Raw genomic sequence first — 25,527 nt, forward strand, 5'->3', positions numbered from 1 at the left:
TCCCCGGAGTGCCAGATGAAGAGACTCCTGAAAGCGATTCGCCTGTATTACGAGCGCGAACTCTCCACCATGCAGTCCTTCAACGCCGAGTTCGCCGCCGAATTTCCTGCCCAGGCCGGTCAGCTTGGTATGGAAGGCGGGCAACGCAACGATCCCCATATCGAACGTTTTATCCAGGCCACGGCATTGTCGAACGCTCGTATCGCCAAGCTGATCGATGACAATGATTACAAGGTGAGTGAGGCACTGCTGCAGCTCAATTATCCTCATTACTTGCAACCTTTTCCATCCACCGCCATCGTGCGCGTCGATCCCAGCGCCGGTCTTGCGACGATGACGGCGCCAGGGCTGATCCCCCGTGGCGCCACGCTGGTGGCACGCTCGGCCGACGGACCCTCGTGCCGGCTGCGCACCGTGTTCGACGTGCACATTACCCCCCTGGTTGTGGCAAAGGTGGCCTTTCAATCGTACTTCAACTTGCCGCCAGCGATGCTGCGACCAGCCGCTGTCACCACAATGCTTTCCATCGACATCGAATCAAAAGCGGCCACCCTGAGCCTGGGGCTGGTGCAGTTGGACAGACTACGCCTGTTCATCGATGCCGAACCGTCTCTGTGCGCGACCACACGCGACCTGCTGTTCATGCATGCCAAGGCGGCGTACCTGGAGATCGACGGTAATTGGCTGGCTCTGCGCACCGTACCGCTCAAAGCGGTGGGATTCGATCCGCACGACGCAGTTCTTCCGCGCAGCAACTTGTCGCATCCCGCCTACCTGTTGCTGAGCGAGTACTTTGTCAATCCTGAAAAATTCAATTTTTTCGACATTGACTGGCATGCACTGGCGCCCCACCTGCCGGCCACGTGCCGGCGCCTCACCCTGCACTTGGGGCTAGCTGGCGTAGCTGCCGATACACACACTGGCCGCGCCCTGAGCCAGCTCTCGAGCGAGAATTTCGTGCCCGGCTGCACACCGGCGGTGAACCTCTTCAGGCACCCGGCCTGCCCTATCGAACTGACGCACATGACTTCTGATTATGCATTGCTCGCCGATGGCGCCTACGCCGACGTCTGCGACATTTATAGCGTCGACAAGGTGACCACAGTGCAGAAATCGCGCCACGGCCAGTCTTTGACAGAATTCCGGCCGTATTACTCGCTGCGGCATGGCGAGGCTGGCGGGCGCCAGGGCCGCTACTACGTGGTGCGCCGCGACGAGCTGGCAGCGCTGCGCCACCCCGGTCACGCCACGCGCATCGCGCTTGTTGACCTGGACCTTGATCCACTGGATATAGCCGACGCCAGCGTGTCGATAGAACTCACCTGCACCAACCGCGATTTACCCAGTCGACTCTGCTACGACACCACAGGCGGCGACCTCAAGCTTGAGCAGGCGACTGATGGCTATCCGCTGCGTTTCCTGCGCCGGCCAACTCCCCAGTACCGCTTCAATGCGCAGGACCATTGGCGCCTGATTGCCCACCTGTCGCTCAGTCATTGCGCACTCTCTGCCGACGGCCTGCATCTTCTTCAAGAAACGCTGACGCTGTACGACTTGCCACAGTCGTCGGTATCACAACGGCAGATCGCCGGCATCGTTGCCCTGGAACAGCGTGAGACAAGCCTCTGGCTGCGCGACGACGGTCATAGCGCCCTGGTGCGGGGTCTTGCGGTGCGCGTTACGCTCGATGAGGACGCCTTCGCCGGCACCGGCATCGACTTGTTCGTATCAGTGCTCGATCATTTTTTTGGTCTCTATGTGCACTGCCAGAGCTTCACACAGTTGACGGTTTTTTCGCAAGCGAGCGGAAAGGAGCTGATCCGATGCCACCCACGCAACGGCGCGCGCAAGCTGGTCTGATCGACCGGTTGATCACGCAGCCATGCCGGTTTCATTTTTTTCAGGCCGTGCACCTGATCGAGCTGTGGCTGCAGCGCGATGCGGCTTCGCATGGCAAAAAACTCGAGACGATACTGCGCTGTAAAAACAGCGTCGCACTGGGCTTTCCGTCCAGTCAGATCGAGGCACTCGCCATTAACGCCGACGCCGCCGAGATTTCGGCGACACCAGACGGACCGGTTGCAGCGCCGGTGGGCCGCCTGCGCCACGTCCGCCTCACGCCCGCCTTCATGGGTTTTCTGGGCGTGCACGGCGTGCTGCCCTACGATTACACCGCCACGATCGCTGCGCAGGTTGCCTTTGAAAAAAACCACGCCGGCCGCGCTTTCTTTGATACCTTTTCGCACCGCATGATGGTCTTGTTCTACCGGGCCTGGGCCGCCTGCCACATTGAATCCGGCGCCGACGCCGACGGCCGCGACCGTTTTCTGGAGGCGCAAGTGGCCCTGGCGGGCGGGCCCCGGCGCCCACAAACAGCACCAGCAGGCAAGACCACCACTGTCATCCCCGCTGAAGTCCTGGCCCGCTATGCTGCGTTGATTCGTCATCGTCCCATGCAGGGCGAAATGATCGCCGGCGTGCTGACCGACTTTTTTGGCGTGCCCTTTCGCACCGAGCCGCTGGTGGGTTGCTGGGTCGATACTGGTCAAGACAATCGCACTGTCCTCGGTGTGCAAAACCATGTGCTCGGCTTTGGCAATATGCTCGGCCCCCGCTACTGGCGCCGCGACGCCCTGGTGCGCCTGTGGGTTGGCCCGCTCACGCGCCTCGACTTTGACCGTTTTCTTGCCGGGGGCAGCGCCGGCCCGGCGCTCAGGGAAATGCTGGCCCTGTTCGCCATGCCTGCCGTCGAATTCGAGGTGCGCCTCATTCTACGGGCCGCCGATGTCCGCCCGATCGCCCTCGACAACCGCGCCCGGCTGGGTCGAGCCTCGGTCATGCTCACCGCGCCGCGAACGAAAGACCATGCCGACACCCGCTACCTGATCGCCTTTTAATTGCAGCCAGGATGGAGATACCCGTGGACCATGACAACGATTTTGACGTTGCCGACGAACTCAACAAAATCCTCACCGCCAGCAACCGCCCGCTGCGCATGCAGCTGGGTTTTCCGGACGGCGTGGCCAGCGACGTGCTACTGCCGCAGCGGATCGAAGGGGTTGAGGCGATCTGCGACGGCATCGAGATGCGCATTGACTGCCTGGCGCTCGACGCGCACCTGCAACTTGACACGCTGATCGGGCTACCTGCGCAAGTGCAGATTGTGACTGACCAGGGACAGCTGCGCAGCATTTGCGGCATCGTCGCTACAGCCAGTGCCGGCGAAAGCGATGGCGGCCTGGCCAGCTACCAACTACTGTTGCGCGATGCGCTGGCCATCCTCGACCTCGATGTCGGCACCCGTGTGTTCCTCGACCAGACCGAGCTCGATGTCGTCAAAACCGTGCTCGGCGAGGCGCGCCGCGCCAATCCGGGCCTGGCCGCGATGTTCGAGTTCGAACTCGAAACGGCGCTGGCGATGCGCGACTTTCCAGTGCGCCGCCAGATCGTGCAATACAACGAAGGCACGGGCGCTTTCGTGCGCCGCCTGCTCCGGCGCCGCGGTGTTTCGTGGTTTTTCCGTCCAGGTCGCGCCGGGGATGCAAGCGAACCTGCGGCGGCCGACGGATCGGCCTTGGCGCCAGCGCACACCATGGTGCTGTTCCAGGACGCCAGGCGGCTCAAACCAAGTAGCGCCGGCACCATCCGCTTTCATCGCGACAGCGCCACCGAAGAGCGCGACTCGATCACCGCGTTCGGCGCAGTGCGCGCCTTGCGCCCGGGCCGGGTGAGCCGTCACAGCTGGGACTACGCCAATCCGCGCGGCACCGATTTCATGAGCGCCAGCTTTGCCAGCGCCGACGATCAGGGCTTCAAGGGAAACAAGCTGGCCGCCACGCTGGACCACTATCTCACCGAGGCGCCGCACGTGCGCGACACCTACGAGGACCTCGAGGCGCTGGCCCGCCAGGCGCTGGAGCGCTCGAATTTCGAGGCCAGGTGCTTCCACGCCGAGGGCGGCGTGCGCGACTGCACCGCCGGCGAATATTTCATCCTGGCCGGCCACCCCGAGATCGACCGCCACCCGGACGCCGAGCGCGAGTTCATCGTGCTGTCCTCCCATATCACCGCGCAGAACAACCTGCCCAAGGAATACGATGTACGCGTCGCGCGCCTGTTTGCGCGCAACCGCTGGCATACCGATGCCGCCGACCTGCCCCTGGCGGCGCAGAACTGGTTCGATTCAAGCCAGTTTCGCTTCCAGTGCCGCCTCACCTGCGTGCGGCGCGACATCACCTTCGTGCCGGCCTGGGACGCCCGCGTCGACGTACCGCAGGCGCAATTGCAAAGCGCCATTGTCGTCGGCGCCCCGGGCGAGGCCGTCCATTGCGACGCCCAGGGCCGCGTCAAGGTGCAGTTTACCGCCATGCGCGCGGCCGACCATGCGCACGCCGAGGGCGCCGGCGCTTCAGGCACTGACCGCGACTCGGCCTGGGTGCGCGTGGCCAGCAGTTGGGCCGGCACTGGCAGCGGCATGCATTTTGGCGCTCTGGCGCTACCCCGCCCCGGCACCGAGGTGTTAATTGGTTTTCTGGGCGGCGACCCGGACAAACCCATCATTATCGGTCAGTTGTACAACATGCTGGCCCGCCCGCCTTATCTGGGCGCTGGCGCCTTGCCCGGCAATAAATATTTGTCCGGCATCAGAAGCCTGGAAATCAAGGGGAGTCGCGGCAACCAGTTGCGGTTTGACGATACGACAGGCAAGATCAACGCGCAACTGGCAAGCGATCATGCGGCGTCCCAGTTAAACCTCGGGTACCTGGTCCAGCCGCTTTGCGATGGCCATGGTGAATTTCGTGGTGAAGGGGCAGAACTACGCAGCGATGCTTCAGTTGCCGTGCGCGGCGCCAGGGGCGTGCTGATCAGCGCTGCAGGGAGCCATGATGCGGCCGGCGGCCAACTTGACCGAGAAGGGCTGGTGGGCGTCGCCGACGTATTGCAGAGCGTCGCGGAACAGTTGGCCAAATTCGCCAGCCTGCACGCAAAGGACGCTGACAGCGGCATGGAACTGCCGCAACTGCTCGACAAACTGCGGCACTGGACCGCCCCTGGTGCAACTGGCGGTTCACCCATCCTCGCCGCTGCAGCGCCTGCCGGTATCATCGTGGCCAGTGAGGCCAATTTGGTATTGGGCGCCGTGTCAAAGATCGATCTCGTCAGCGCCGGCAATACCGATATCGCCACCGGCGGTGCGCTGGCCCTACGCGGTGCGCGCGAGGTCAGCGTGTTTGCCCACCAGGATGGCATGAAGTTCGTCGCTGCCACCGGTGACATGCGCAGCGAAGCGCAGCACGGCGACATCAAACTGAGCGCCAGCGGCGAGATCACGCTCTCGGCCGGCGTGCGCATCACGCTCTCAGCGCCTGACATCCGGCTCGTTGCCACCGGCGTTCAGGTCGATTATGGCAGCGGCAACATCAGCGCGCAGTCGAAGGGCAAGCACCTGATCAAGGCAGCCAGCTACGCCTTCGTCAAGGGCGGAGCGGGTGTGCCCATCGAGCTGGCGTTCCCGGCATCAACCTTGGTGACAGATGAACGTGTAATCCTGCAGCACCAGTCGACCGGCGAGCCCTTGCCGCACCGGCGTTACGAGTTGACGTTGGAGAACGGCAGGATCATCCGCGGGGTGACCGATGAACTCGGCCGCACCTCACTGGCCACTAGTAACTCCTACGGCAAGATCGACATTTGCATTTTCCCCGAGGATGCGCCTGCATGAGTGCGCGCCATCTTTTCCCGAGTCGCAATCACTGATCTAGAAAGGCCGTCATTATGTCCGCCAATAATGCGCAAGCTGAACCCACCCGCCCTTTGCCCGCTGCGCAACCGGATTGCGACGGCAACTTCCGCGCGACTGCACACTTGTCGTCGATGGACTGCAAGACGCGCGCGCTTCTAAAGATTCCCTCCTCGAAGGTGATTCCCGTCATCGTGATCCCTGGCATCATGGGCAGCAACTTGTGCGCCACCAAAGACCCGGCGAAGCCTGCCAACAAGGTGTTGAAACCCGGCGAAGCGGCCTGGCGGCCACCCAATGGCGGTACGGAAGGTCTCAAGGAAGCGAGTACATGGAAGGAGCGCGGACCTAAACTGCGTCAGCAGATCCTTGATGCCGAGACGCTGGACGTTGACGATACGGGATTATTGCCCGGGACGCCGGATATACATGTGCCGTTCGACGCTGCAGTACTGAAGGAACGTGGCTGGGGGCAGGTCCATGCCAGCAGCTACGGCGCCCTGCTGAGTAATCTTGAGTTGCATCTTAATTCGGTATTCCGCCCCGTATTGGGGAAGCCTGTGCTCTTGACGAAATGGTTTTCCCTCGGCAAATGGGACCGGAATTTGTGGAATGTGCAACGGGACGGAGGCGTAACCGCCGAATTGACCGTAGAACAATTAAAGCAGTTTGCCCAGTTCCACTATCCGGTCTACGCCATGGGCTACAACTGGCTGCAGTCGAATGCTCTATCGGCGGATCGTCTGGAAAAACGTGTCGACGAGATCATCAAATTCTGGCGCGACAGGAAGCAACTGTGCAGCCAGGTCATCCTGGTGACCCACTCGATGGGAGGGCTGGTCGCCCGCGCATGCGCCAAGCGCATTCCTGACAAGATTCTGGGTATCGTGCACGGCGTCATGCCCGCACTCGGCGCGCCGGTGTGCTACCGGCGCATCGCCTGCGGGACTGAAGCTGATGGCTATGTCGGCGGTAAATTTGCCGATATTGCCGGGCGCAAAGAAGAGGACACGACCCCTGTCATGGCTACTTCCCCAGGGCCACTCGAACTCCTGCCGAACAACCGATATCCGAAACCGTGGCTCTACGCGACCTTTGAAACTGGCGAAGGAAAGCGCTTCACCCACTTGAGCTTGCCAAGCGGCAATGTCTATGACATGTACCGCGATATGGCCTCGTGGTATCGCATGATCGATCCGGCGCTGGCTGATCCGGCGAACAAGTTCTTAGGCCCTGACAAAGTTACTGCTGAAATCAAGAGTGCAATTGCGCAGGCTGAACGTTTTCATACTACTTTGCTCGGTGACTACTACCATCCCAACAGCTACGCCTTCTACGGCGACGACCCTGGCCATCTTTCGTTCGGCACCTGCCGCTGGCACGCAGTCAACACAGCGTCTGCGCCCGAAAACAGCGTGCTTGCTTCAGGGATGCTTATCAGCCGCACCCCCGAGACCGGCGGCCGCACGGTGAAATTTTCAAATGGCAGCACTGTGCAGTTTACACATTCGGTTCAGGATGGCCCCGGCGACGGTACGGTGCCACAGCAATCGGGCATGGGACCAGCGCAAGGCGTCAAGCAACTGTTTCGCACCAGGGGCTACGACCACCAAGGCAGCTACTCGAATGAGTCGATGCTGGCCCTTACCATGCAACTAATCGTCAGAATCGCACTGGCCGCGAAATGAACAAAGTGCTTACGCGCAAGCACGGGAAGTGGTTGGCCAGGCTAATCATCGCTGGCTGTCTCATCCATGCCTGCATCGCCCTCACGCGTAAGGTGCAAGCAGCATTTCTCAACTACCAGGTGACAACCATGACGGCTGAAATGAACAACCTCAAGACGAAAACCATGTGCGTCGGCCGATTCCTGATCGACATGCCTGCCGATGCGGAAGTGTCGTACCGGGGCGCGATGATCGCTGGCTGGAGCATCGTTACTTATGACGAAACGGATGAACAATTCACGGCGCGATTGGAGAAAAGGGAAATTCAGTTACGGGGTGAGAAAAATGAACGGGGGATGCCCAGCCTAGAAAGCGCTCGTCCATTTGATAAACATGGAGTTCACGGCAAGGTTCGCGTGTTCGGCAGGGAGTGGATTCCCGGCTTGCCACACGAACCAATCACCGAAGTCGTCAGGGCCGAGGCAATGATTCGTGTGCAAAAACACAGTTTCAATCTCAGTAGGAAATATGTCGCCGACAAGGATCTCAAAGAATTTGCCGAACTGGTCAGTCAGTTCAGATCGCGCGGAGAAAACGAAATCCCAACCGAGGCTGGTTTCTGTTTTGACGGGGGGTTTATCACAGAACCATTACAGGTAGAACAGAGCGAACGCACCACCATGTTCGTTGGTCTCAATAGGCACCCCGATGTATCGATAGCGCTGGACATGACGGCAGGCATTTCTACGGGAGAGACATTGCTTGAACGCCACGATAGAACCTCAGCTGGAGACGAATTCCGTTCGCGCTTCCATTTGTTCAAACGAGGTACGCGTATGCTTAATGGCCAGGCGGGCGATGAACTTCTTGAGCGCGTACACGAACTCAATGGCAATTATGGGCACAAATTCATGTGGGAAGCCGCCCACAATCGAACCGATAGCGTTTTTTTTCCACTCATGTCATTCGAGCTGAGCACCGGCAATAGTCAACCCGGCACCACCGTCGATTCCAGTCTGACGGACGCCCAAGCGCTGGCACTATGGGACAAGATGCTGTCCTCGTTGCGTGTGCGACCCGTGGTGGTCGTGGAACCGGTCGCCGTCGCGCCTACCCAAGCAGCTATCGGCACACGTGCCAACAGCGGCATGGCGTGTCCTGCCAGCGGCTGGTGGCATTGCCTCAATGTGCTTGCGCAGGACAATACCCGGTGGTTTCAACGTGGCCAGATATTGCCGAAAGCGTCCGTGCAAAAACAACAGTCACTCCTGGACCGACTCAAAGGCTCACCGGACCTCACAAGCAAACCGACCGTCTGGGAATTCGTCCGGATTGACGACGGTGCGAAAGACAGTCCGGGACAAGCGCTTGGGCGTGGCAGCACTGACAAGCCGGCGTAACAGACACCACGACATCCCGTATCCCCGCCACCAACATCAAAGGACCACCATGCCCAACGTCATCCGACTCGGCGATCCAACCTCCCACGGCGGCAAGGTCATCTCCGCCAGTGCCAGCGACTACCTCGTGGACGGCATTGCCGTTGTGCGCGTGGACGACCAGTGTAGTTGTCCAATTCCGGGACATGGCGTAACCAAGGTGATGGAAGGCGATGCTGATTACATCGTCGAGGGCAAACCGGTTGCGCTTGCGGGACACAAGACTGGTTGTGGCGCGCAGTTGATCTCGACAATCGGCAACTACGAAATCGGATGATCGGACCGGCTCAGCGCGAGCATCAGTGAATGCAATAGAAGGCTGAGGCGGCCATCCAAACAGAAAAAAGCCCCTGAAATCAGGGGCTTTTTTCACTTCAACCGCCGGAGCTTGCCAGCTCCCGCCGAGCCGGGAATCACTCCCACTCAATCGTCGCCGGCGGCTTCCCCGAAATATCATAGACAACGCGGTTAATCCCCCGCACCTCATTGATGATGCGGTTCGACACCTTGCCCATCAATGCATGCGGCAGATGCGCCCATTGCGCCGTCATGAAGTCCAGCGTCTGCACCGCGCGCAGTGCAACGACATATTCATACGTGCGGCCATCGCCCATCACGCCCACCGATTTCACCGGCAGGAACACGGCAAACGCCTGGCTCGTTGCCTCATACCAGTTCAGCGGCGCCTTGCCCGCATCGATGCCCGGCACGTGCGGCACCTCGAATGGCGTGTTGCGCAGCTCTTCAATAAAGATCGCATCGGCTTCACGCAGCAGGTCAGCGAACTCTTTCTTGACTTCGCCCAGGATGCGCACGCCCAGGCCTGGGCCCGGGAACGGGTGACGGTAGACCATGTCATGCGGCAGGCCCAGCGCGACGCCGAGTTTGCGCACTTCATCCTTGAACAGCTCGCGCAGCGGCTCGAGCAGTTGCAGGTTCAGGGTCTCTGGCAGGCCGCCCACGTTGTGGTGGCTCTTGATCGTCTGGCCCTTTTTACCTTTACCAGCCGACTCGATGACGTCCGGGTAGATCGTGCCTTGCGCCAGCCACTTGGCATTGGTCAGCTTGCCCGCTTCGACCTGGAACACTTCGACGAACTCGCGGCCGATGATCTTGCGCTTCTGCTCGGGATCGTTCACGCCGGCCAGGTGGCCCATGAACTGGTCTTCGGCATCGATGCGGATCACTTTCACGCCCAGGTTCTTTTCGAACATGCTCATGACCATCTTGCCTTCGTCCTTGCGCAGCAGGCCGTGGTCGACGAACACGCAGGTCAGCTGGTCACCGATCGCCCGGTGGATCAGCGCGGCAGCCACGCTCGAGTCGACGCCGCCCGACAGGCCCAGGATCACGTCGTCGGTGCCGACCTGTGCGCGGATCTTTTCGACGGCTTCGCCGATGTAGTCCGGCATGTTCCAGTCCGACTTGCAACCGCAGATCTCGTGCACGAAGCGACCGATGATGGCCTCGCCCTGCGTCGTGTGCGTCACTTCGGGGTGGAATTGCAGCGCATAGAAACGACGCTCTTCGTCGGCCATCGCGGCGATCGGGCAGCTGTCGGTCGAGCCCATCAGCTTGAAGCCTTCGGGCATGTCCAGGACCTTGTCGCCGTGGCTCATCCAGACCTTGAGCATGCCGTGGCCTTCGTCGGTCACGAAGTCATTGATGCCGTTGAGCAGCGCGGTATGGCCACGGGCGCGCACTTCGGCGTAGCCGAATTCGCGCTTCAGGCCGTTTTCAACTTTACCGCCCAGCTGGGCCGCCATGGTCTGCATGCCGTAGCAGATGCCCAGCACGGGCACGCCGGCTTCGAACACGGCCTGCGGCGCGCGTGGCGAGTCGCCTTCGAGCGTCGAATTGTGGCTGCCCGACAGGATGATGCCCGAGGCGCCGTAGTTGCGGACGAATTCATCGCTGACGTCGTAGGGGAAGACTTCGGAGAACACGCCGGCATCGCGCACGCGGCGGGCGATCAGCTGGGTGACCTGGGAACCGAAATCGAGGATGAGGATTTTCGAATGCATAGGGAAGCTTAATGTGGTCGGTGGTGAGCGAAACGTATGGTGGCTGGCATCGCCACCCACCATAGAAAACGCGGCCATCAATGGCCGCGTCGAAGGTCGATTACTCCGAACGGTAGTTCGGCGCTTCTTTCGTGATCTGCACATCGTGCACGTGCGATTCGCGCATGCCGGCCGACGTGATCTCGACGAATTCGGCTTTCGAGCGTAGCTCTTCGATGGTGCTGCAACCGCAGTAACCCATCGACTGGCGCACGCCGCCGATCAGCTGGAAGATGATCGCCAGCACGCTGCCCTTGTAGGCCACGCGGCCTTCGATACCTTCAGGCACGAACTTGTCGGCCTTGCTCGACGCTTCCTGGAAATAGCGGTCGGCCGAACCGTCTGCCATCGCGCCCAGGCTGCCCATGCCGCGGTACGATTTGTAGCTGCGGCCCTGGTACAGGATGACTTCGCCCGGTGCTTCTTCGGTACCGGCAAACATGCTGCCCATCATCACGGTGTGCGCGCCTGCAGCCAGTGCTTTCGAGATGTCGCCCGAGAAGCGGATGCCGCCGTCGGCGATGCACGGCACGCCGGTGCCTTCAAGCGCTTCGGAAACATTGGAGATCGCGGTGATCTGCGGCACGCCCACGCCGGCGACGATGCGGGTGGTGCAGATCGAGCCAGGGCCAATGCCGACCTTGACCGCATCCGCGCCCGCTTCGACCAGCGCCAGCGCGGCCGATGCGGTAGCGATATTGCCGCCGATGACGTCCACGTGCGGGTAACGTTCCTTGATCCAGCGTACGCGGTCGAGGATGCCCTGCGAGTGACCGTGGGCGGTGTCGACCACCAGCACGTCCACGCCGGCCGCGACCAGCAGTTCAATGCGCTCTTCGTCGCGCTCGCCGACGCCGACAGCGGCGCCCACGAGCAGCTTGCCCTGCGAATCTTTCGAGGCCAGCGGGTGTTCGTGCGACTTCTGGATATCCTTGACGGTGATCAGGCCACGCAGCTCGAAGTTGTCGTTGATGACGACCACGCGCTCGAGGCGGTGCTTGTTCATCAGGCGCTTGGCTTCGGCCGTGTCCGCGTCTTCCTTGACCGTGACGAGCTTGTCGCGTGGCGTCATTTTCGCGCGCGCTTCGGCTTCCAGGTCTTCCTCGAAACGCAGGTCGCGGTTGGTGATGATGCCGACCACCTGGTTGCCCTCGACCACCGGGAAACCGCTGATGCCGTGCTGTTGCGACAGCGCCAGCACTTCGCGGATCTTCATGGTCGGTGGAATCGTGATCGGATCGCGCAGCACGCCCGCTTCGAAGCGCTTGACCCGCGCGACTTCGCGCGCCTGGTCGGCTGGACGGAGATTCTTGTGGATGATACCGATACCGCCCTCTTGCGCCATGGCGATCGCCAGGTTCGCTTCGGTCACGGTGTCCATCGCGGCGGACAGCAGCGGAATGTTCAGCGTGATATTGCGGGTGAGCTTGGTGCGCAGGGAAGTTTGGGCCGGAAGAACGTTGGAGTAGGCCGGGACGAGCAGCACGTCATCGAAGGTGAGTGCTTTTTGGAGGAGACGCATAGTATTTCCTATAGGCGCAAAAGCGAATTATACAGAAACCCGTGATTTCCGTCGCCGGCCTGGCCCAAATTTAGTTGGTGCGGTACGGTTTGCGATTGACAGCCGGACCGAAGCATGGCGAAATCTGTTAATTCTCAGGAGCAATTTCTATGTCGCAGATGCCGTACCGCGCCCTCGGCGCCACCCTGCTCTTTCTTGCCGCCACGGCCGCACAGGCCCAGTATGTCTGGATCGGCCCCGGCGGCACGCGCCAGTATTCGGATCGCCCGCCGCCGCCCGGCACGCCGGCCAGCAAGATCGTCAAGGCGCCGGGCCGCGCGCCCCCCGAACTGGCACCCGCGCCCCCTGCCGCCACGCTAACGGATGGGACAGCCACCGATCCAGCCGCCAAGCCGATGCCGCCGAAAGGCCCGCCCACATTGGCCGAGCAGGAAGCCGCCTACCGCGCACGCACCAAGGCACGCGACGAAGCCAATCTGAAAGCACAGGAAGATGCGCAGCGTGTGCGCCAGCTGGCCGAGCGCTGCAACGCCGCGCGTGAAACGCAGGCGCAGCTCGCGTCCGGCACACGCATCGCGCGCTACGGCCAGGATGGCCAGAAAACTTATATGACGGACGCCGAGCGGGCCACGCGGGGCGCGCAGGTCAATCAGACGCTGCAGGACTGCCGCTAGCGCCTTCCCGCTTGGCCGCGCGCTTACGGCGCGACTCTTTCGGGTCGGCCACGAGCGGCCGGTAGATCTCGATGCGGTCGCGCTCGCGCAGCACCGTGTCGAGCGTCTTCTTCTTGGCGTAGATGCCCACCGGCTGCGTCGTCAGATTGATATCCGGGAAGGCCTCCAGCACGCCGCTGCGCTCGATGGCCATGCCGATCGTCGTGCCGGGTTCTACCTGCAGCTCGCGCAGCCATTCGACCTTGTCGCTGGCATAGCAGACCGAGATGCCCAGCAATGCCGGCGCGGGCGCGACATCAGCCATACACGACCTCGGCCCGTTTGCAGAACGAGTCGACCATGCTGTTGGCGATCATGCCGAACACGGGGCCGACGATCTGCGCCAGGATCATGCTGGAGAACTCGTACTGCATGTCGAACTCGATCTTGCAGGCATCGGCGCGCAGCGACTTGAAGCTCCAGGTGGCTTCGAGCAGCTTGAACGGGCCGTCGACCAGGTGCATCTTCATCTGGGTCGGGCGCTGGTTGTGGTTCGAGGTCGTGAAACTCTGCTTGACGCCATGAAAATTAATTTGCAGGGCCGCGACGAGCTTGTCATCGGTGCGTTCGACGATGTTCACGCCACTGCACCACGGAAGAAACTTGGGATAATCTTCGACTTTGGCAACGAGGTCGAACATCTGTTCTGCGCTATAGCCAAGGAAAACTGATTTGTGCACTACTGCCATTGGTCAACCGTTTGTTATGATGGGGGTCGTTTGCAAGTGGCGCCACCGTTGGCGCAATAGCAGTAGTTTAACCGACACGCGAATTTTCGCCTTTTCATGAGCATCGCTGACAATAAAAAAGCATTTTTTGACTACTTCATCGAAGACCGCTACGAGGCAGGTCTCGTGCTGGAGGGTTGGGAAGTCAAGGCCATCCGCGAAGGGCGGGTGCAGATCAAGGAAGCCTACGTGCTCGTCCGTGACAACGAGCTGTACCTATTCGGTGCGCACGTCAGTGCATTGACGACCACGTCGAGCTTCAGCCATCCCGAGGCGCTGCGCTCGCGCAAGCTGCTGCTGCACCGCGCCGAGATCGATAAGCTGATCGGCAAGGTGGAGCGCTCCGGCTACACGCTGGTGCCGCTCAATCTGCACTTCAAGAAGGGCAACGTGAAGTGCGAGATCGGCCTGGCCAAGGGCAAGAAGCAGCACGACAAGCGTTCGACCGAGAAAGACCGCGACGCCAAGCGCGAGGTCGATGCGGCGATGAAGACCAACCGGCGCTAAGCCGTTCTACGCGTCCCGTGCCGACAGCTCCAGCACGCGGGCGCCGGTCAGCGCGATCAGGTCGCGGTCATGGGTCGAGAACAGAACCAGGTGTTCGTGCGCCCGCGCCCTCACCTGCTCTGCTCATCCACCAGCACGACCTGCGCCTCCCCCGTCAAGCCGGCATGCCGATCGCGGGATCACGCCGGAAGTGCAGTATCGGCGCGGCCAACAGCGTGCGCCGCACCGCCATCACTCAGACCGCAACGCCGGCAGGTTTGACCGCCATGAGCACCGACAAGCGCCAGGCAGCAAAGCTCAGCGCCAGCCCGGCCGCCACGCCCAGCGCCAGGTGCAGCGCGCTGTGGAACAGCAGCGGCGCCACCAGGCCAGAGACCAGCGCGAATGACATCATCTGGATGAAGCCAATCATCGACGAGGCGAGGCCGCGATTATGCGGGAACAGGCCCAGCGCGGTGATCTGGATCGCCGGCATGGCGACCGACAGGCCGAACGTGTAGACGAACAGCGGCAGCACGGCCCACGGCACGGCGGCGGTGAACACCGCGTTATAGCCGACGTTAAAGGCCGCGCCCAGCGCCATCACGCCGAACCCCAGCCACATCATGCGGGTCGGCGTGCTTTTGTGCGCGTGCTTGCCGCCCCAGGCCGAGCCAACCACCATGCCGCCAACGAGCGGGATGAACATCCACGCGAACGCCGTCTCGGGCAGCCCGAGGATCACCATCACGAAATTCGATGCCGAACCGATATACAGCGACAGACCCGAAAACGCGAGGCCCAGCGCGAGCGACAGCAGCACGAACTGCGGATGGCGCAGCACCTTGACGTAGTTGCGGCCGATCGTCCCCGGATGGAAGACCTGGCGCTTGTCACGCGGCAGGCTCTCGGGCAGGAACTTCAGGCACACGAGGATCAGCAGCGCGCCGAACACCGCCAGGAACACGAACGACGAGCGCCAGCCGAAGGTCACGTGCAGCCAGCCGCCCAGGACCGGGGCGATCGCCGGCGCGAGGCCGAATACCATCATGATGTGCGACATCATGCGCTGCGCCTGCGCGCCCGAGAAGCGGTCCTGCACGATGGCCTGGCCGATCACCGAGCCTGCGCCGGCCGACAGGCCCTGCAACGCGCGAAACACGAGCAGCCAGCCGAAGCTCGGTGCCCACGCCGCGCCAATCGAGGCCAGCGTGTAGACCGTCAGCGCAGTCAGGATCACGGGACGGCGGCCGAACGAATCGGACAGCGTCCCGTAGAACAGCATCATGAACGCAAACGTAAACAGGAACACGCTCAGCGTCTGCTGCACCGCGACCGGGCCGACTGCATATTCGGCGCCGATGGCCGGCATCGATGGCAGGTAGGTGTCGATGGCCAGGGCCCCGACCATGCCGAGGCAGGCGAGGATGACGGTGAGGAGTTTTTGCATGGACGGCGCTTTCGGAAAACCTGCCGGCGCTGCACGATGCACGCTGCATGGAGCCGGATGACGGGCATTGGAGGGCTGCGATTGTAATCGATTTCGGCCTTCCCGATCTGCCGCTGCCCTGTTTTCAATCGGCGCGTAGCGCCATGCCGAAGCGCTCGAAACGGGGCATCCAGTCGTGCTGATAGTCAGCCGAGACCAGGATGCGTTCAGCGCGGCCAAGCAGCTTCGCACGCGGCACCAGGCCGATGACGCGCGAGTCGGCGCTGTTGTTGCGGTTATCGCCGAGCATCAGGTACTGGCCAGTCGGTATGCGGAGCAGCGCGATGTCTCTCAGCGCGGGCACGCCAGGCAGCAGTTGTACGCGCTGGTGCGTGCCGCCCACGGATTCGCTGAGGCGGACGGCGTCGACCTCGCGGCCGCCAGCCAGCTCACGTGCGGTCCCGGCCAATGTGTAGGCGGCCCCTTTCCCGTTGATGCTCAAGCGGTCGTTGCGCATCTCGACCAGGTCGCCCGGCAGCGCCAGCACACGCTTGATCAGGCGCGTGCCATCGAGCGGTGAATAAAACACGACCACGTCGCCGCGGACAGGATCGCCAAGGTGCGCCACTTGCCGTTCAGTCAGTGGTATCTTGAGGTCGTATGCCAGCCGGTTGATGAACACCACGTCGCCCTCGAGCAGATTGGGCCGCATCGACCCGGATGGAATCGGGCTCCAGTCAGCGACCGCGGTGCGAAATACGCCGAACAGCAGCAGAAACAGCAGAAAACCCTTGTTGGCGCGGATGAGTTTGGTCACGGACTGCTCCTGATTGGGTGATGGAGTCATGGATGGTAAATGTCGATCAACGGTCAATGCTTAGCCTTTCGTTAACAACGCAATCCTGACAGCAGTGTCACTACGCTGTCATATTCGACAACTAGACTGATTGCGGGACGACTACGACCGCAGACCATGGATATGAAAAAAAAGGCCACCGAGGCTGACTTGAAACAATTTTCCGACGGCAGCGCCTATTTGAATCGCGAGCTGTCGCTGCTTGAATTCAACCGCCGCGTGCTGGCACAGGCGGAAGACCCCACCGTACCGCTGCTCGAGCGCCTGCGCTTTTTGTGCATCGTCGCGAGCAACCTGGACGAGTTCTTCGAAGTGCGCGTGGCCAGCCTGCTCGCCACCTACCAGATCGACCGCAACGACAGCGAACTGCCCGAGACCCTGGCCGCCGACCTCGAGCGCGCGAGCGCCGAGTGCCGCCACCTGATCGCGCGCCAGTACGCGCTGTTCAATCAGGAGATCCTGCCGCAGCTGTCCGAGCAAGGCATCCACCTCCTGCACCGCAGCGAACGCAATGCGGCCCAGCGCGCGTGGGTCAAGCAGTATTTCGACCGCGAAGTGCGCCCGCTGCTCACGCCCATTGGCCTCGATCCGGCGCACCCGTTCCCGCGCGTGATCAACAAGAGCCTGAACTTCATCGTTGAATTGAGTGGCAAGGATGCGTTCGGGCGCGGTTCGGGCATCGCCATCATGAAGGCGCCACGCGTGCTGCCGCGCGTGATCCGCCTGCCGGACGACCTGTCGGACAAGCCGGGCAGCTCGTACTGCCTGCTGTCGTCGGTGATCCAGTCGCACATGGCCGATCTGTTCACCGGCCGCGAAGTGGTGTCGTACTCGCAGTTCCGCGTCACGCGCAACAGCGACCTGTGGGTAGACGAAGAGGAAGTGAAAAACCTGCGCCAGGCGCTCCAAAGCGAGCTGCATGGCCGCCAGTACGGCTTTGCCGTGCGCCTCGAAGTGGGCCGCTCATGCCCGGCGCACCTGGCCGATTTCTTGCTGAACCAGTTCCACATCGACCGCAGCCGCCTGTTCACCGTCGATGGCCCGGTGAACCTGGGGCGCCTGCTCGAAATCGTCAACCAGCACGACCAGCCAGACCTGAAATTCCCGTCGTATGTGTCGGGCTATCCGGGCAAGCTGTCAGGCGCCGACATGTTCGCCGCACTGAGGAAGCAAGACGTGCTGCTGCACCACCCGTTCGAATCGTTCCAGCCGGTGATCAACTTCATCCAGTGCGCGGCGGCCGATCCCAACGTGGTGGCGATCAAGCAGACCATCTACCGGGCGGGCAGTAATTCCGAACTGGTCGAGGCGCTGATCACGGCTGCGGAGCGAGGCAAGGAAGTCACCGTCATCGTCGAACTGATGGCGCGCTTCGACGAAGAGGCCAATATCAACTGGGCGGAGAAGCTCGAGAAGGCAGGCGCCCAGGTCGTGTATGGCGTCGTCGGATTGAAAACGCACGCCAAGATGGCACTCGTGCTGCGCCGCGAACCGAGTGGCCTGCGCCGCTATGCGCACCTCGGCACCGGCAACTACAACCCGACCACCGCCCGGTTCTACACCGACTTCGGCATCCTCACATCCGACGACGACCTGACGTCGGACGTAAACGAAGTCTTCATCCACCTGACCAGCATGACGCGGCCCAAGCAGCTGGCCAGCATCTGGCTGGCGCCGTTCTCGCTGCACAAGGAAATCGTGCGCGCGATCCGCAACGAGACCGAGCTGGCGAAACAGGGCAAACCGGGGCGCATCATCGCCAAGATGAATTCCCTGACCGACGAATCGGTGATCAAGGCGCTGTACGACGCGTCGTGCGTGGGCGTGAAGATCGACCTGATCATCCGCGGCGCCTGCGCGCTGCGTCCGGGCGTCGAAGGGCTGTCCGAGAATATCAAGGTGCGCTCGATCGTCGGACGCTTTTTGGAGCACACGCGGATCTACTACTTCCGCAACGACCTGAAACACGACACGTACCTGAGCAGCGCCGACTGGATGAACCGCAATCTGTTCCGCCGGGTCGAGGTGGCATTCCCGATCCGCGCGCCGCTGCTCAAGCGCCGCATCATGCGCGAAGGCTTGCTGCCCTACCTGAAGGACAACGTGAATGCGTGGGAACTGGGCAGCGATGGGCGCTACCGCCGCCGCCGGCCGCGCGGCAAGCAGGTTGGCTACAGCGCGCAGCAGGCATTGATGGACACGCTGGGCGCCGAGAGCGTCCCGAACAAGGAAATCGACAATGGAACTGATCCTCTGGCGCCACGCTGAAGCCGAGCCAGGCTCGCTTGAACTGGCCGACGAACACCGCGCGCTCACGCCGAAAGGCCAGCGCCACGCCGCCCGCATGGGCGCGTGGCTGGAGCGTAAGTTGCCGGCCGACTGCCGCATCCTGGTCAGCCCCGCCACGCGCTGCGTGCAGACGGCCGACGCGCTGGGGCGGCGTTACAAGGTGGTGGAAGCATTGAGCACGGCGTCGAGCGCGGAAGCGATCATCGAGGCCTGCGGCTGGCCGGCGCACCGGCAGCCGGTGCTGGTCGTGGGTCACCAGCCGCTGCTGGGTGACGTGGCCTCGCTGTTACTGTGCGGGCAAAAGCAGGACTGGCGCATCCGCAAGGGCGGCGTGTTCTGGATCGAGCACAAGGCCAGCGATGGCATGCCGTACATCCGGCTCGTCGCCGGGCCGGATGTGATCGGCAAGCTGCGTTAAATTTGGCGCACCTGGAACGGCACCCCGACCTCACTCCAGGCCTGCACTTCTTTCTCGAGCCATGGCGCGAGCGTCGGGTGCTTGCGCATCAGCTCCGCCGGCAGATCCAGGTCGATGCGTGAGCGCATGCGCAGGCGCAGGCCGGCGATATCGTCATCGGCGCGTGCGTGCATCAGCACGATCGCCAGGCGCAGCGCCAGCACGGCCTTGGCCAGGTCGGCCTCCACCAGCGTTTCACGGATCTTGCGCAGATTGCCTTTCTGGCCCAGCACCAGCGTGGACAGCATGCGCTGCTCGCGCGTCGTGAAGCCGCCCAGATCGGCGTGTTCGACGATGTAGGCGCCATGCTTGTGCGCGCCGCTCATCGAGATCGCCAGGCCGATTTCGTGCAGCATCGCGGCCCAGGCCAGGTACGGCCGGTGCGTCTCGCCCTGCGGCTGCAGGCGTTCGAACAGCTGCGTCGCGATGCCCACGGTGCGCAGTGCGCGCCCGCTGTCGACGCGGAAGCGCCCCATGCAGGCACGGATTGCGGCGTCGCGCCGGTCGCGCCGGTTTGCGCGCAGTTCGAGATCGGACAGCACGCCCAGGCGCAAGCCCGCATTGATGGCGGTGAGCCGCTCGACCTTCAGCTCTTGCATCGCGCCGATCAGCACCGTCAGGCCGCCGACCATCACGGGCACGCGCTCGCGCTTGACGCCCGGGAGCACGAAGGCATCCACGTGACCCAGGTCGAGCAGGATCGCGCGCAGCGCCTGCAGGCTGTGCTGCGAAACCGTGCCGTCGCCGATGGCGTTGCGCGAGATGACTTCGGAAATCGCCCGCATCGTGCCCGACGAGCCGTAGGCGGTATCCCAGCCCTTGGCGTGGTACAGCGAGGCGGCGTCTTCGAAGCGGGCGCGCGCGGCGGTGACGGCGGCGTCGAAATTGTGCGCCGTGATGCGGCCATCCGGGAAGTAGGCCAGCGTTTGCGGCTGGGTGCCGATGCCGAAGGATTCGACTAATTGAATGTCGCCCCCGGTGCCGGCGATGACTTCGGTCGAGCCGCCACCGATGTCGATCACCAGGCGCCGCTCGTCGTGACGCTCGATCGCGCGCGCCACGCCCATGTAGATCAGGCGCCCTTCTTCCTCGCCCGAGATGATGTCGATCGGATGCCCGATCGCGTTCTCGGCCAGCGGCAGCAGCAGGTCGGCGTTCTTCGCCACGCGCATCGTGTTGGTGGCGACCACGCGCATGGCGTCGAGCTGGTATTCGTCGAGGATCTTGCGGAACTCTTGCAGGCAGTGAATCGCGCTGCGCATTGCCGCTTCGCTGAGCATATTGTCGGCATCGAGACCGGCCGCCAGGCGGATCGGATTGCGCGCGGTGCGCACGATGTGGATGCGGCCACCGGCGGGCTCGCCGATGTGAAGGCGGAAGCTGTTGGACCCGAGGTCGACTGCTGCAAACATGAGGCCCTTTCGATGATGACCGGATGCCTGGGCGGGCAAGGCGCCGACCAGGTATCTTCATGCGACCGAGTATACAGCCTGGGCCGGTGTGCGCCTAGAGCGCGCTGCGCTGGGCCGGCGTACGGCGCATGCCGAACCAGAAGCCCAGCAGGCACGGGATGCCGAGGGCGACGGCCGAGACGGCGTCCCAGATGCCATCACCCAGCAGCGCCGAGATCAGGCCGATCGTGGTGAGGATGCCGAGCACGATCGGCGCGCCCCAGATTTGTGATGGTGTGCGGATCATGGTCGTTCTCCGGTGAGTGTTGGCGTTGCGGGTAGCGGGTGCGGATGCGCATGCGCGGCCACCTTGGTGGTGGCGTTGCCCGTCTTGCCGCGCTTGAGCCACAGGTACAGGCCCGTGCCCAGCAGGATGATGGTGGCGATGTCCAGCAGCGCCCACAGCAGCTTCATCGCCTGCCCGCCGTAGTCGCCGAAGTGCAGCGGCTGCGAGACCAGCAGCGCTTTCAGATACCACGGCAGTACCGGCGCGTCCGTCAGCTGGCCCGTGTTCGCATCGATCAGCACGGGCCGGTACATGCGCGAGCTGAACGCCTCGTTGCCATTCATGTAGATGCCGTAGTGATGCTCGCTGCTGAAATCGGTGCCCGGGAACGCGACAAACGCCACGCGCATGCCTGGCAACGCCGCCCTGGCCGTCTCGATCGCATCGTGCACCGACGCGGTGTGCGGCAGCGGCTTCTTGCCCTCGTACTGCTTGAGGATCTGCGCCAGCTCGTTCTTCTGGTAGTACTTGTACATCAGGTCGGCCCAGGTATTGATCATCCCGGTGCCGCCGACGACGAACAGCCAGACCAGCGTGACGATGCCCAGCATATTGTGCATGTCGAGCCACTTCAGACGCGCGCTGCGCTCCTTGCGCACGGTGCCGAAATCGAGCTTGCGCATGAACGGCGCATACAGCACGACGCCACTGACGATGGCCACCAGCAGCAGCAAGGCCATGAAGCCCAGGAACAGCATCCCGGGCAGGCCCATGAACAGGTCGACGTGCAGCGCCAGCATCGTCGACATGAAGACGCCGCCCTCGAAGGCCGGCTCGGTAATCACTTTTGTGGTGCGTGCATCGACCGCGATCGGCTTGTAGTTCGGGTCGTGCATGTGGTCGGCCAGCGTGACGTTCCAGATCTCGGGCACGTCGGCTTCCTGCGAGATAAACATCGGCTTCTTGGCCGGGTACAGCTCCTTGGCCGACGCGATCACGGCGTCGACGTTCCCCTGCGGCATCGGGGTGGACAGCACGGGCGGCTCCACCTCGGTGCCCAGCAGGTGGCCGATTTCGTGGTGGTAGATCAGCGGCAGACCGGTCAGGCACAGCAGCAGCATGAAGATGGTGCAGATCAGGCTGCTCCACTTGTGGATCCAGCCCCAGCGGCGCAGGGAGACGGGTGACATGATGGTTGCGCGTGCCTATGGCAAGATTCAATGAGTCCAGAATAATAATCGTTCTCATTTACATTGGCAAGTCGTGGAGATAGAATGCGCGCTACCCACCATTTATCCAGACTGCATCACATGACCACTCGCCGTTTCGCCCTGACCCCGGCCGCATGCGCCGCCGCCCTCCTCGTTGCAGGTACCGCATTCGCCCAGGACGGCGCGCCGGCCACGGACGACAGCGCCGTCCCGACCGTCGTCATCAGCGCGTCGGCCGACGCATCGGCCCAGGGCCTGCCGGCCGCCTACGCTGGCGGCCAGGTCGCGCGCGGCGGCCGTCTGGGCCTGCTGGGCAACGTCGACATCATGGACACGCCGTTCAACAGCACCAACTACACGCATGCGCTGATTCAGGACCAGCAGGCGCGCAGCGTGGCCGACGTCGTCCAGAACGATCCGTCGGTGCGCGTGGCGCGCGGTTTCGGTAACTACCAGGAGCTGTACATGATCCGCGGCTTCGCGGTCGGTTCGGACGACACCGCGTACAACGGCCTGTATGGCCTGCTGCCACGCCAGTTCGTCGCGACCGAACTGGTCGAACGCGTCGAAGTCCTGCGCGGCGCCCACAGCTTTATCAACGGCGCGGCCCCTGCCGGCGGCAGCATCGGCGGCTCGATCAACCTGCTGCCCAAGCGCGCCCCGAATCAAGACCTGAGCGAAGTCACGCTCGGCGTCGAGACGGGTGGCCAGGGTTACGGCGCCATCGACCTGGGCCGCCGCTTCGGGCCGGAAGGCCGCGCTGGCGTGCGCGTCAACGTCGCGCACCGCAAGGGCGACACCGCGGTCGATCGTGAAGGCCGTGAACTGAGCGTGTATTCGCTGGGCGTCGATTACCGCGGCCGGGGCTTCCGCCTGTCGGCCGACATCGGGGCGCAGGACCACGAACTGACCAATGCACGCCCGAGCGTGACGCTGGGCGCCACCACCCCGATGATTGCCGCGCCAAGTGCTGACCGCAACTTCGCGCAGCCATGGACCATCTCGGAAGAGCGTCACACCTTCGGCACCGTGCGCGCCGAAGTCGACCTGGCTGGCGGCGCCGTCGCCTGGGCCGCGCTGGGCGCGCGCAGCGGCCAGGAATACAACATCCTGTCCTCGATCACGGTCAACAACGCCAATGGCGACGGCACCATGACCCGCTTCGACAATATCCGCAAGGACCAGGTCCGCACCGGCGAAGTGGGCGTGCGCGGCGCATTGCGCACCGGCTTCATCAAGCACATGCTCAGCGCCTCGGCCTCGGGCTTCCACAGCGAGTCGCGCAACGCCTATGCCCTCAGCGACTTCGCCGGCTTTGCGTCGAACGTCTATATGCCGCGTGACGTGGCAGCGCCATCGTCATCGTTCTTCACCGGCGGCGACATGGGCAACCCACTCGTGACGTCCAAGGCAATCCTGTCGAGCCTGGCCATTGCCGACACGCTGTCGCTGCTGGACGACAAGGTACTGGTCAATCTGGGCCTGCGCCATCAGCGTATCAAGGACTTCGGCTACGACTATGGCACCGGTCTGGAAAACTCGGCCTACGAGGCCAGCGAGAACACGCCATTCGCCGCCGTCGTCTACAAGCTGCGCAAGGACCTGTCGGTGTACGCCAACTACAGCGAAGGCTTGCAGCGCGGCGCGGTTGCCTCCGGCGACCAGATCGTCAACCAGGGCCAGGTCTTCGCACCGTATGTCTCGCGCCAGCGTGAAGCGGGCGTCAAGTTCGACAGCGGCCGCTATGGTTTGAGCGCCGCCGTGTTCTCGACCAGCCAGCCAAGCGCCTATGTGCAGAACCGCGTGTTCGGCGTGTTCGGCGAGCAGCGCAACCGCGGCCTGGAGCTGTCGGTGTTCGGCAATCCGGTGCGCGGCCTGCGCGTGCTGGGTGGCCTGACGCTGATCGACGCCGAACAGCGCATCACGGCCGGCGGCATCAACCAGGGCAAGGATGCGATCGGCGTGCCGGAAACGCAGCTGAACATCGGCGCCGACTGGGATGTGCCGGGCGTGCAAGGCCTGGCACTGAACGCCCGCACCGTCTACACGGCAACCCAGTACGCCGATGGCGCCAACACCCAGAAGCTGCCGTCGTGGACCCGCGTCGACCTGGGCGCAACCTACCGCACGAGCTTCATGGACCGTGACCTGACGCTGCGCGCCCGCGTGGACAACGTCGCCGACAAGAACTACTGGGCCTCGGCCGGTGGCTACCCGGGTTCGGGCTACCTGGTGCTGGCGGCGCCGCGCACCGTGGCGGTGTCGGCAACCGTCGGCTTCTAACACAGGTTCATCGGCACGTTCATCGCTGCGCCTTGACGATCTGCAGGGCGCTGGCGATGGCGGTGCTGATGTCGCCCATATTCGCGGGCACGATCAGCGTGTTGTTGGTCTTGGCCAGGTTGGCAAAGGCGTCCACATAATGCTCGGCCACACGCAGGCTGACGGCGTCCATCCCGCCCGGTGACTGGATGGCATCACCCACCTGGCGCAGCGCCGATGCGCTGGCTTCGGCCAGCGCGACAATCGCCGTCGCCTCGCCCATCGCGCGGTTGATGGCGGCCTGCTTTTCCCCTTCCGAGCGCGCAATCGACGCCTCGCGTTCACCACTGGCGATATTGATCTGCTCCTGGCGCCGGCCTTCCGACGCCGCGATCAACGCGCGCTTTTCGCGTTCGGCCGTGATCTGGGCCTGCATCGCATGCAGGATCTCGGCCGGCGGGGTCAGGTCCTTGATCTCGTAACGCAGCACCTTCACGCCCCAGTTGGCGGCCGATTCGTCGATCGCATTGACGATGTGGGTGTTGATATGGTCACGCTCCTCAAACGTCTTGTCCAGTTCCATCTTGCCGATCACCGAGCGCAGCGTGGTCTGGGCCAGTTGCGTGATCGCCTGCAGATAGTTCGATGAACCGTACGATGCGCGCATCGCATCGGTGACCTGGAAGTACAGGATGCCGTCGACCTGCAACTGCGTGTTGTCGCGCGTGATGCAGACCTGTGGGGGCACATCGAGCGGGATTTCCTTGAGGCTGTGCTTGTAGGCGACACGGTCGACGAACGGCACCACGATGTTCAGGCCCGGCGCCAGCGTGGCGTGGTATTTGCCGAGACGCTCGACGACCCAGGCGTTCTGCTGCGGCACGACGTTGATGGTCTTGAAGACGAAGACCAGCGCGACGATGAAAATGATCAGTGCGACGATGCTGAGGGTCGATTCCATGGGGTTCCCTGTGAGGTTGGTGTGAAT

General features: G+C 62.9%; 21 protein-coding genes. 11 read left to right on the plus strand and 10 right to left on the minus strand.

Going from position 1 to position 25,527, the window contains the following annotated elements; genetic code table 11:
- Positions 1-15: 15 nt before the first annotated feature.
- Genes tssF through ACZ0AJ_RS09820 form a run of 6 tightly spaced genes read left to right on the plus strand, consistent with a single transcriptional unit; the run spans position 16 to position 9,123 of the window.
- Positions 16-1,860, plus strand: a complete 1,845-nt coding sequence (tssF, locus tag ACZ0AJ_RS09795; RefSeq protein ID WP_499454670.1) for a type VI secretion system baseplate subunit TssF — start codon at positions 16-18, stop codon at positions 1,858-1,860.
- Complete coding sequence (gene tssG / locus ACZ0AJ_RS09800) at positions 1,824-2,897, plus strand: type VI secretion system baseplate subunit TssG (RefSeq protein WP_499454672.1); 1,074 nt, start codon at positions 1,824-1,826, stop codon at positions 2,895-2,897. The genes tssF and tssG overlap by 37 nt, the downstream gene beginning before the upstream one ends.
- Before the next feature lie 23 nt (positions 2,898-2,920).
- The gene (locus ACZ0AJ_RS09805; RefSeq protein WP_499454202.1) at positions 2,921-5,722 is read left to right on the plus strand and encodes a type VI secretion system Vgr family protein; all 2,802 of its coding nucleotides are present in this window, start codon (positions 2,921-2,923) and stop codon (positions 5,720-5,722) included.
- Positions 5,723-5,775: 53 nt separating this feature from the next.
- Positions 5,776-7,428, plus strand: coding sequence for a lipase family alpha/beta hydrolase (locus ACZ0AJ_RS09810; protein ID WP_499454674.1), 1,653 nt, complete (start codon positions 5,776-5,778; stop codon positions 7,426-7,428).
- Positions 7,425-8,807: a T6SS immunity protein Tli4 family protein gene (locus ACZ0AJ_RS09815; protein WP_499454206.1), complete on the plus strand. Its 1,383-nt coding sequence runs from the start codon at positions 7,425-7,427 to the stop codon at positions 8,805-8,807. Before ACZ0AJ_RS09810 ends, ACZ0AJ_RS09815 begins: the two co-directional genes overlap by 4 nt.
- Before the next feature lie 49 nt (positions 8,808-8,856).
- Entirely contained in the window at positions 8,857-9,123 is a 267-nt protein-coding gene (locus ACZ0AJ_RS09820; protein ID WP_499454208.1) for a PAAR domain-containing protein, read from the plus strand.
- Positions 9,124-9,259: 136 nt separating this feature from the next.
- On the opposite strand, the gene guaA is transcribed toward ACZ0AJ_RS09820, so the two are convergent.
- Positions 9,260-10,870 (minus strand): glutamine-hydrolyzing GMP synthase, encoded by a 1,611-nt coding sequence (guaA, locus tag ACZ0AJ_RS09825; protein WP_499454210.1) that lies wholly within the window; start codon positions 10,868-10,870, stop codon positions 9,260-9,262.
- Positions 10,871-10,970: 100 nt separating this feature from the next.
- Entirely contained in the window at positions 10,971-12,431 is a 1,461-nt protein-coding gene (gene guaB / locus ACZ0AJ_RS09830; protein WP_499454211.1) for an IMP dehydrogenase, read from the minus strand.
- Positions 12,432-12,580: 149 nt separating this feature from the next.
- On the opposite strand from guaB, the gene ACZ0AJ_RS09835 reads away from it, so the two are divergent.
- Positions 12,581-13,105 carry a DUF4124 domain-containing protein gene (locus tag ACZ0AJ_RS09835; protein ID WP_499454214.1) on the plus strand — a complete coding sequence of 175 codons (525 nt, stop codon included), beginning with the start codon at positions 12,581-12,583 and terminating at the stop codon, positions 13,103-13,105.
- Here ACZ0AJ_RS09835 and ACZ0AJ_RS09840 read toward each other — a convergent pair.
- Positions 13,077-13,409 carry an RnfH family protein gene (locus ACZ0AJ_RS09840; RefSeq protein ID WP_499454215.1) on the minus strand — a complete coding sequence of 111 codons (333 nt, stop codon included), beginning with the start codon at positions 13,407-13,409 and terminating at the stop codon, positions 13,077-13,079. The two genes, ACZ0AJ_RS09835 and ACZ0AJ_RS09840, sit on opposite strands and share 29 nt — an antisense overlap.
- Complete coding sequence (locus ACZ0AJ_RS09845) at positions 13,402-13,833, minus strand: type II toxin-antitoxin system RatA family toxin (RefSeq protein ID WP_258834442.1); 432 nt, start codon at positions 13,831-13,833, stop codon at positions 13,402-13,404. The genes ACZ0AJ_RS09840 and ACZ0AJ_RS09845 overlap by 8 nt, the downstream gene beginning before the upstream one ends.
- Positions 13,834-13,929: 96 nt before the next feature.
- Here ACZ0AJ_RS09845 and smpB point away from each other — a divergent pair, with 96 nt between their 5' ends.
- On the plus strand, positions 13,930-14,379 hold the full coding sequence (gene smpB / locus ACZ0AJ_RS09850) for an SsrA-binding protein SmpB (RefSeq protein WP_343028481.1): 450 nt from the start codon (positions 13,930-13,932) through the stop codon (positions 14,377-14,379).
- 235 nt (positions 14,380-14,614) lie between these two features.
- On the opposite strand, the gene ACZ0AJ_RS09855 is transcribed toward smpB, so the two are convergent.
- Entirely contained in the window at positions 14,615-15,808 is a 1,194-nt protein-coding gene (locus ACZ0AJ_RS09855) for a multidrug effflux MFS transporter (RefSeq protein ID WP_499454218.1), read from the minus strand.
- A gap of 124 nt (positions 15,809-15,932) precedes the next feature.
- On the minus strand, positions 15,933-16,604 hold the full coding sequence (gene lepB / locus ACZ0AJ_RS09860; protein WP_499454220.1) for a signal peptidase I: 672 nt from the start codon (positions 16,602-16,604) through the stop codon (positions 15,933-15,935).
- 156 nt (positions 16,605-16,760) lie between these two features.
- Here lepB and ppk1 point away from each other — a divergent pair, with 156 nt between their 5' ends.
- Both ppk1 and ACZ0AJ_RS09870 read left to right on the plus strand, forming a co-directional pair.
- Positions 16,761-18,911 (plus strand): polyphosphate kinase 1, encoded by a 2,151-nt coding sequence (gene ppk1 / locus ACZ0AJ_RS09865; protein WP_499454222.1) that lies wholly within the window; start codon positions 16,761-16,763, stop codon positions 18,909-18,911.
- On the plus strand, positions 18,883-19,350 hold the full coding sequence (locus tag ACZ0AJ_RS09870) for a SixA phosphatase family protein (RefSeq protein WP_499454223.1): 468 nt from the start codon (positions 18,883-18,885) through the stop codon (positions 19,348-19,350). The genes ppk1 and ACZ0AJ_RS09870 overlap by 29 nt, the downstream gene beginning before the upstream one ends.
- Here the strand turns inward: ACZ0AJ_RS09870 and ACZ0AJ_RS09875 are convergent.
- The 3 genes from ACZ0AJ_RS09875 to ACZ0AJ_RS09885 form a co-directional block, all read right to left on the minus strand.
- Positions 19,347-20,801 (minus strand): Ppx/GppA phosphatase family protein, encoded by a 1,455-nt coding sequence (locus ACZ0AJ_RS09875; protein WP_499454225.1) that lies wholly within the window; start codon positions 20,799-20,801, stop codon positions 19,347-19,349. The genes ACZ0AJ_RS09870 and ACZ0AJ_RS09875 overlap by 4 nt on opposite strands.
- 94 nt (positions 20,802-20,895) lie before the next feature.
- Positions 20,896-21,087 (minus strand): hypothetical protein, encoded by a 192-nt coding sequence (locus ACZ0AJ_RS09880; RefSeq protein ID WP_183552938.1) that lies wholly within the window; start codon positions 21,085-21,087, stop codon positions 20,896-20,898.
- Entirely contained in the window at positions 21,084-22,256 is a 1,173-nt protein-coding gene (locus ACZ0AJ_RS09885) for a PepSY-associated TM helix domain-containing protein (RefSeq protein ID WP_499454226.1), read from the minus strand. The genes ACZ0AJ_RS09880 and ACZ0AJ_RS09885 overlap by 4 nt, the downstream gene beginning before the upstream one ends.
- A 120-nt stretch (positions 22,257-22,376) precedes the next feature.
- Here ACZ0AJ_RS09885 and ACZ0AJ_RS09890 point away from each other — a divergent pair, with 120 nt between their 5' ends.
- On the plus strand, positions 22,377-24,560 hold the full coding sequence (locus ACZ0AJ_RS09890; RefSeq protein WP_499454228.1) for a TonB-dependent receptor: 2,184 nt from the start codon (positions 22,377-22,379) through the stop codon (positions 24,558-24,560).
- Positions 24,561-24,579: 19 nt separating this feature from the next.
- On the opposite strand, the gene ACZ0AJ_RS09895 is transcribed toward ACZ0AJ_RS09890, so the two are convergent.
- Entirely contained in the window at positions 24,580-25,500 is a 921-nt protein-coding gene (locus ACZ0AJ_RS09895; RefSeq protein ID WP_499454681.1) for an SPFH domain-containing protein, read from the minus strand.
- Positions 25,501-25,527 lie beyond the last annotated feature (27 nt).

Source organism: Telluria sp. AC161 (assembly GCF_979258535.1).

What these genes read in the sequence shown, in the direction of transcription:
- smpB (WP_343028481.1), top strand. Translation starts at nt 13,930, where the DNA reads ATGAGCATCGCTGACAATAAAAAAGCATTTTTTGACTACTTCATCGAA.
- guaB (WP_499454211.1), bottom strand. Translation starts at nt 12,431, where the DNA reads ATGCGTCTCCTCCAAAAAGCACTCACCTTCGATGACGTGCTGCTCGTC.
- tssF (WP_499454670.1), top strand. Translation starts at nt 16, where the DNA reads ATGAAGAGACTCCTGAAAGCGATTCGCCTGTATTACGAGCGCGAACTC.
- tssG (WP_499454672.1), top strand. Translation starts at nt 1,824, where the DNA reads ATGCCACCCACGCAACGGCGCGCGCAAGCTGGTCTGATCGACCGGTTG.
- ACZ0AJ_RS09885 (WP_499454226.1), bottom strand. Translation starts at nt 22,256, where the DNA reads ATGTCACCCGTCTCCCTGCGCCGCTGGGGCTGGATCCACAAGTGGAGC.
- ACZ0AJ_RS09870 (WP_499454223.1), top strand. Translation starts at nt 18,883, where the DNA reads ATGGAACTGATCCTCTGGCGCCACGCTGAAGCCGAGCCAGGCTCGCTT.
- ACZ0AJ_RS09815 (WP_499454206.1), top strand. Translation starts at nt 7,425, where the DNA reads ATGAACAAAGTGCTTACGCGCAAGCACGGGAAGTGGTTGGCCAGGCTA.
- ACZ0AJ_RS09895 (WP_499454681.1), bottom strand. Translation starts at nt 25,500, where the DNA reads ATGGAATCGACCCTCAGCATCGTCGCACTGATCATTTTCATCGTCGCG.
- guaA (WP_499454210.1), bottom strand. Translation starts at nt 10,870, where the DNA reads ATGCATTCGAAAATCCTCATCCTCGATTTCGGTTCCCAGGTCACCCAG.
- ppk1 (WP_499454222.1), top strand. Translation starts at nt 16,761, where the DNA reads ATGGATATGAAAAAAAAGGCCACCGAGGCTGACTTGAAACAATTTTCC.
- ACZ0AJ_RS09875 (WP_499454225.1), bottom strand. Translation starts at nt 20,801, where the DNA reads ATGTTTGCAGCAGTCGACCTCGGGTCCAACAGCTTCCGCCTTCACATC.
- ACZ0AJ_RS09890 (WP_499454228.1), top strand. Translation starts at nt 22,377, where the DNA reads ATGACCACTCGCCGTTTCGCCCTGACCCCGGCCGCATGCGCCGCCGCC.
- ACZ0AJ_RS09835 (WP_499454214.1), top strand. Translation starts at nt 12,581, where the DNA reads ATGTCGCAGATGCCGTACCGCGCCCTCGGCGCCACCCTGCTCTTTCTT.
- ACZ0AJ_RS09855 (WP_499454218.1), bottom strand. Translation starts at nt 15,808, where the DNA reads ATGCAAAAACTCCTCACCGTCATCCTCGCCTGCCTCGGCATGGTCGGG.
- ACZ0AJ_RS09810 (WP_499454674.1), top strand. Translation starts at nt 5,776, where the DNA reads ATGTCCGCCAATAATGCGCAAGCTGAACCCACCCGCCCTTTGCCCGCT.
- ACZ0AJ_RS09880 (WP_183552938.1), bottom strand. Translation starts at nt 21,087, where the DNA reads ATGATCCGCACACCATCACAAATCTGGGGCGCGCCGATCGTGCTCGGC.
- ACZ0AJ_RS09820 (WP_499454208.1), top strand. Translation starts at nt 8,857, where the DNA reads ATGCCCAACGTCATCCGACTCGGCGATCCAACCTCCCACGGCGGCAAG.
- ACZ0AJ_RS09840 (WP_499454215.1), bottom strand. Translation starts at nt 13,409, where the DNA reads ATGGCTGATGTCGCGCCCGCGCCGGCATTGCTGGGCATCTCGGTCTGC.
- ACZ0AJ_RS09845 (WP_258834442.1), bottom strand. Translation starts at nt 13,833, where the DNA reads ATGGCAGTAGTGCACAAATCAGTTTTCCTTGGCTATAGCGCAGAACAG.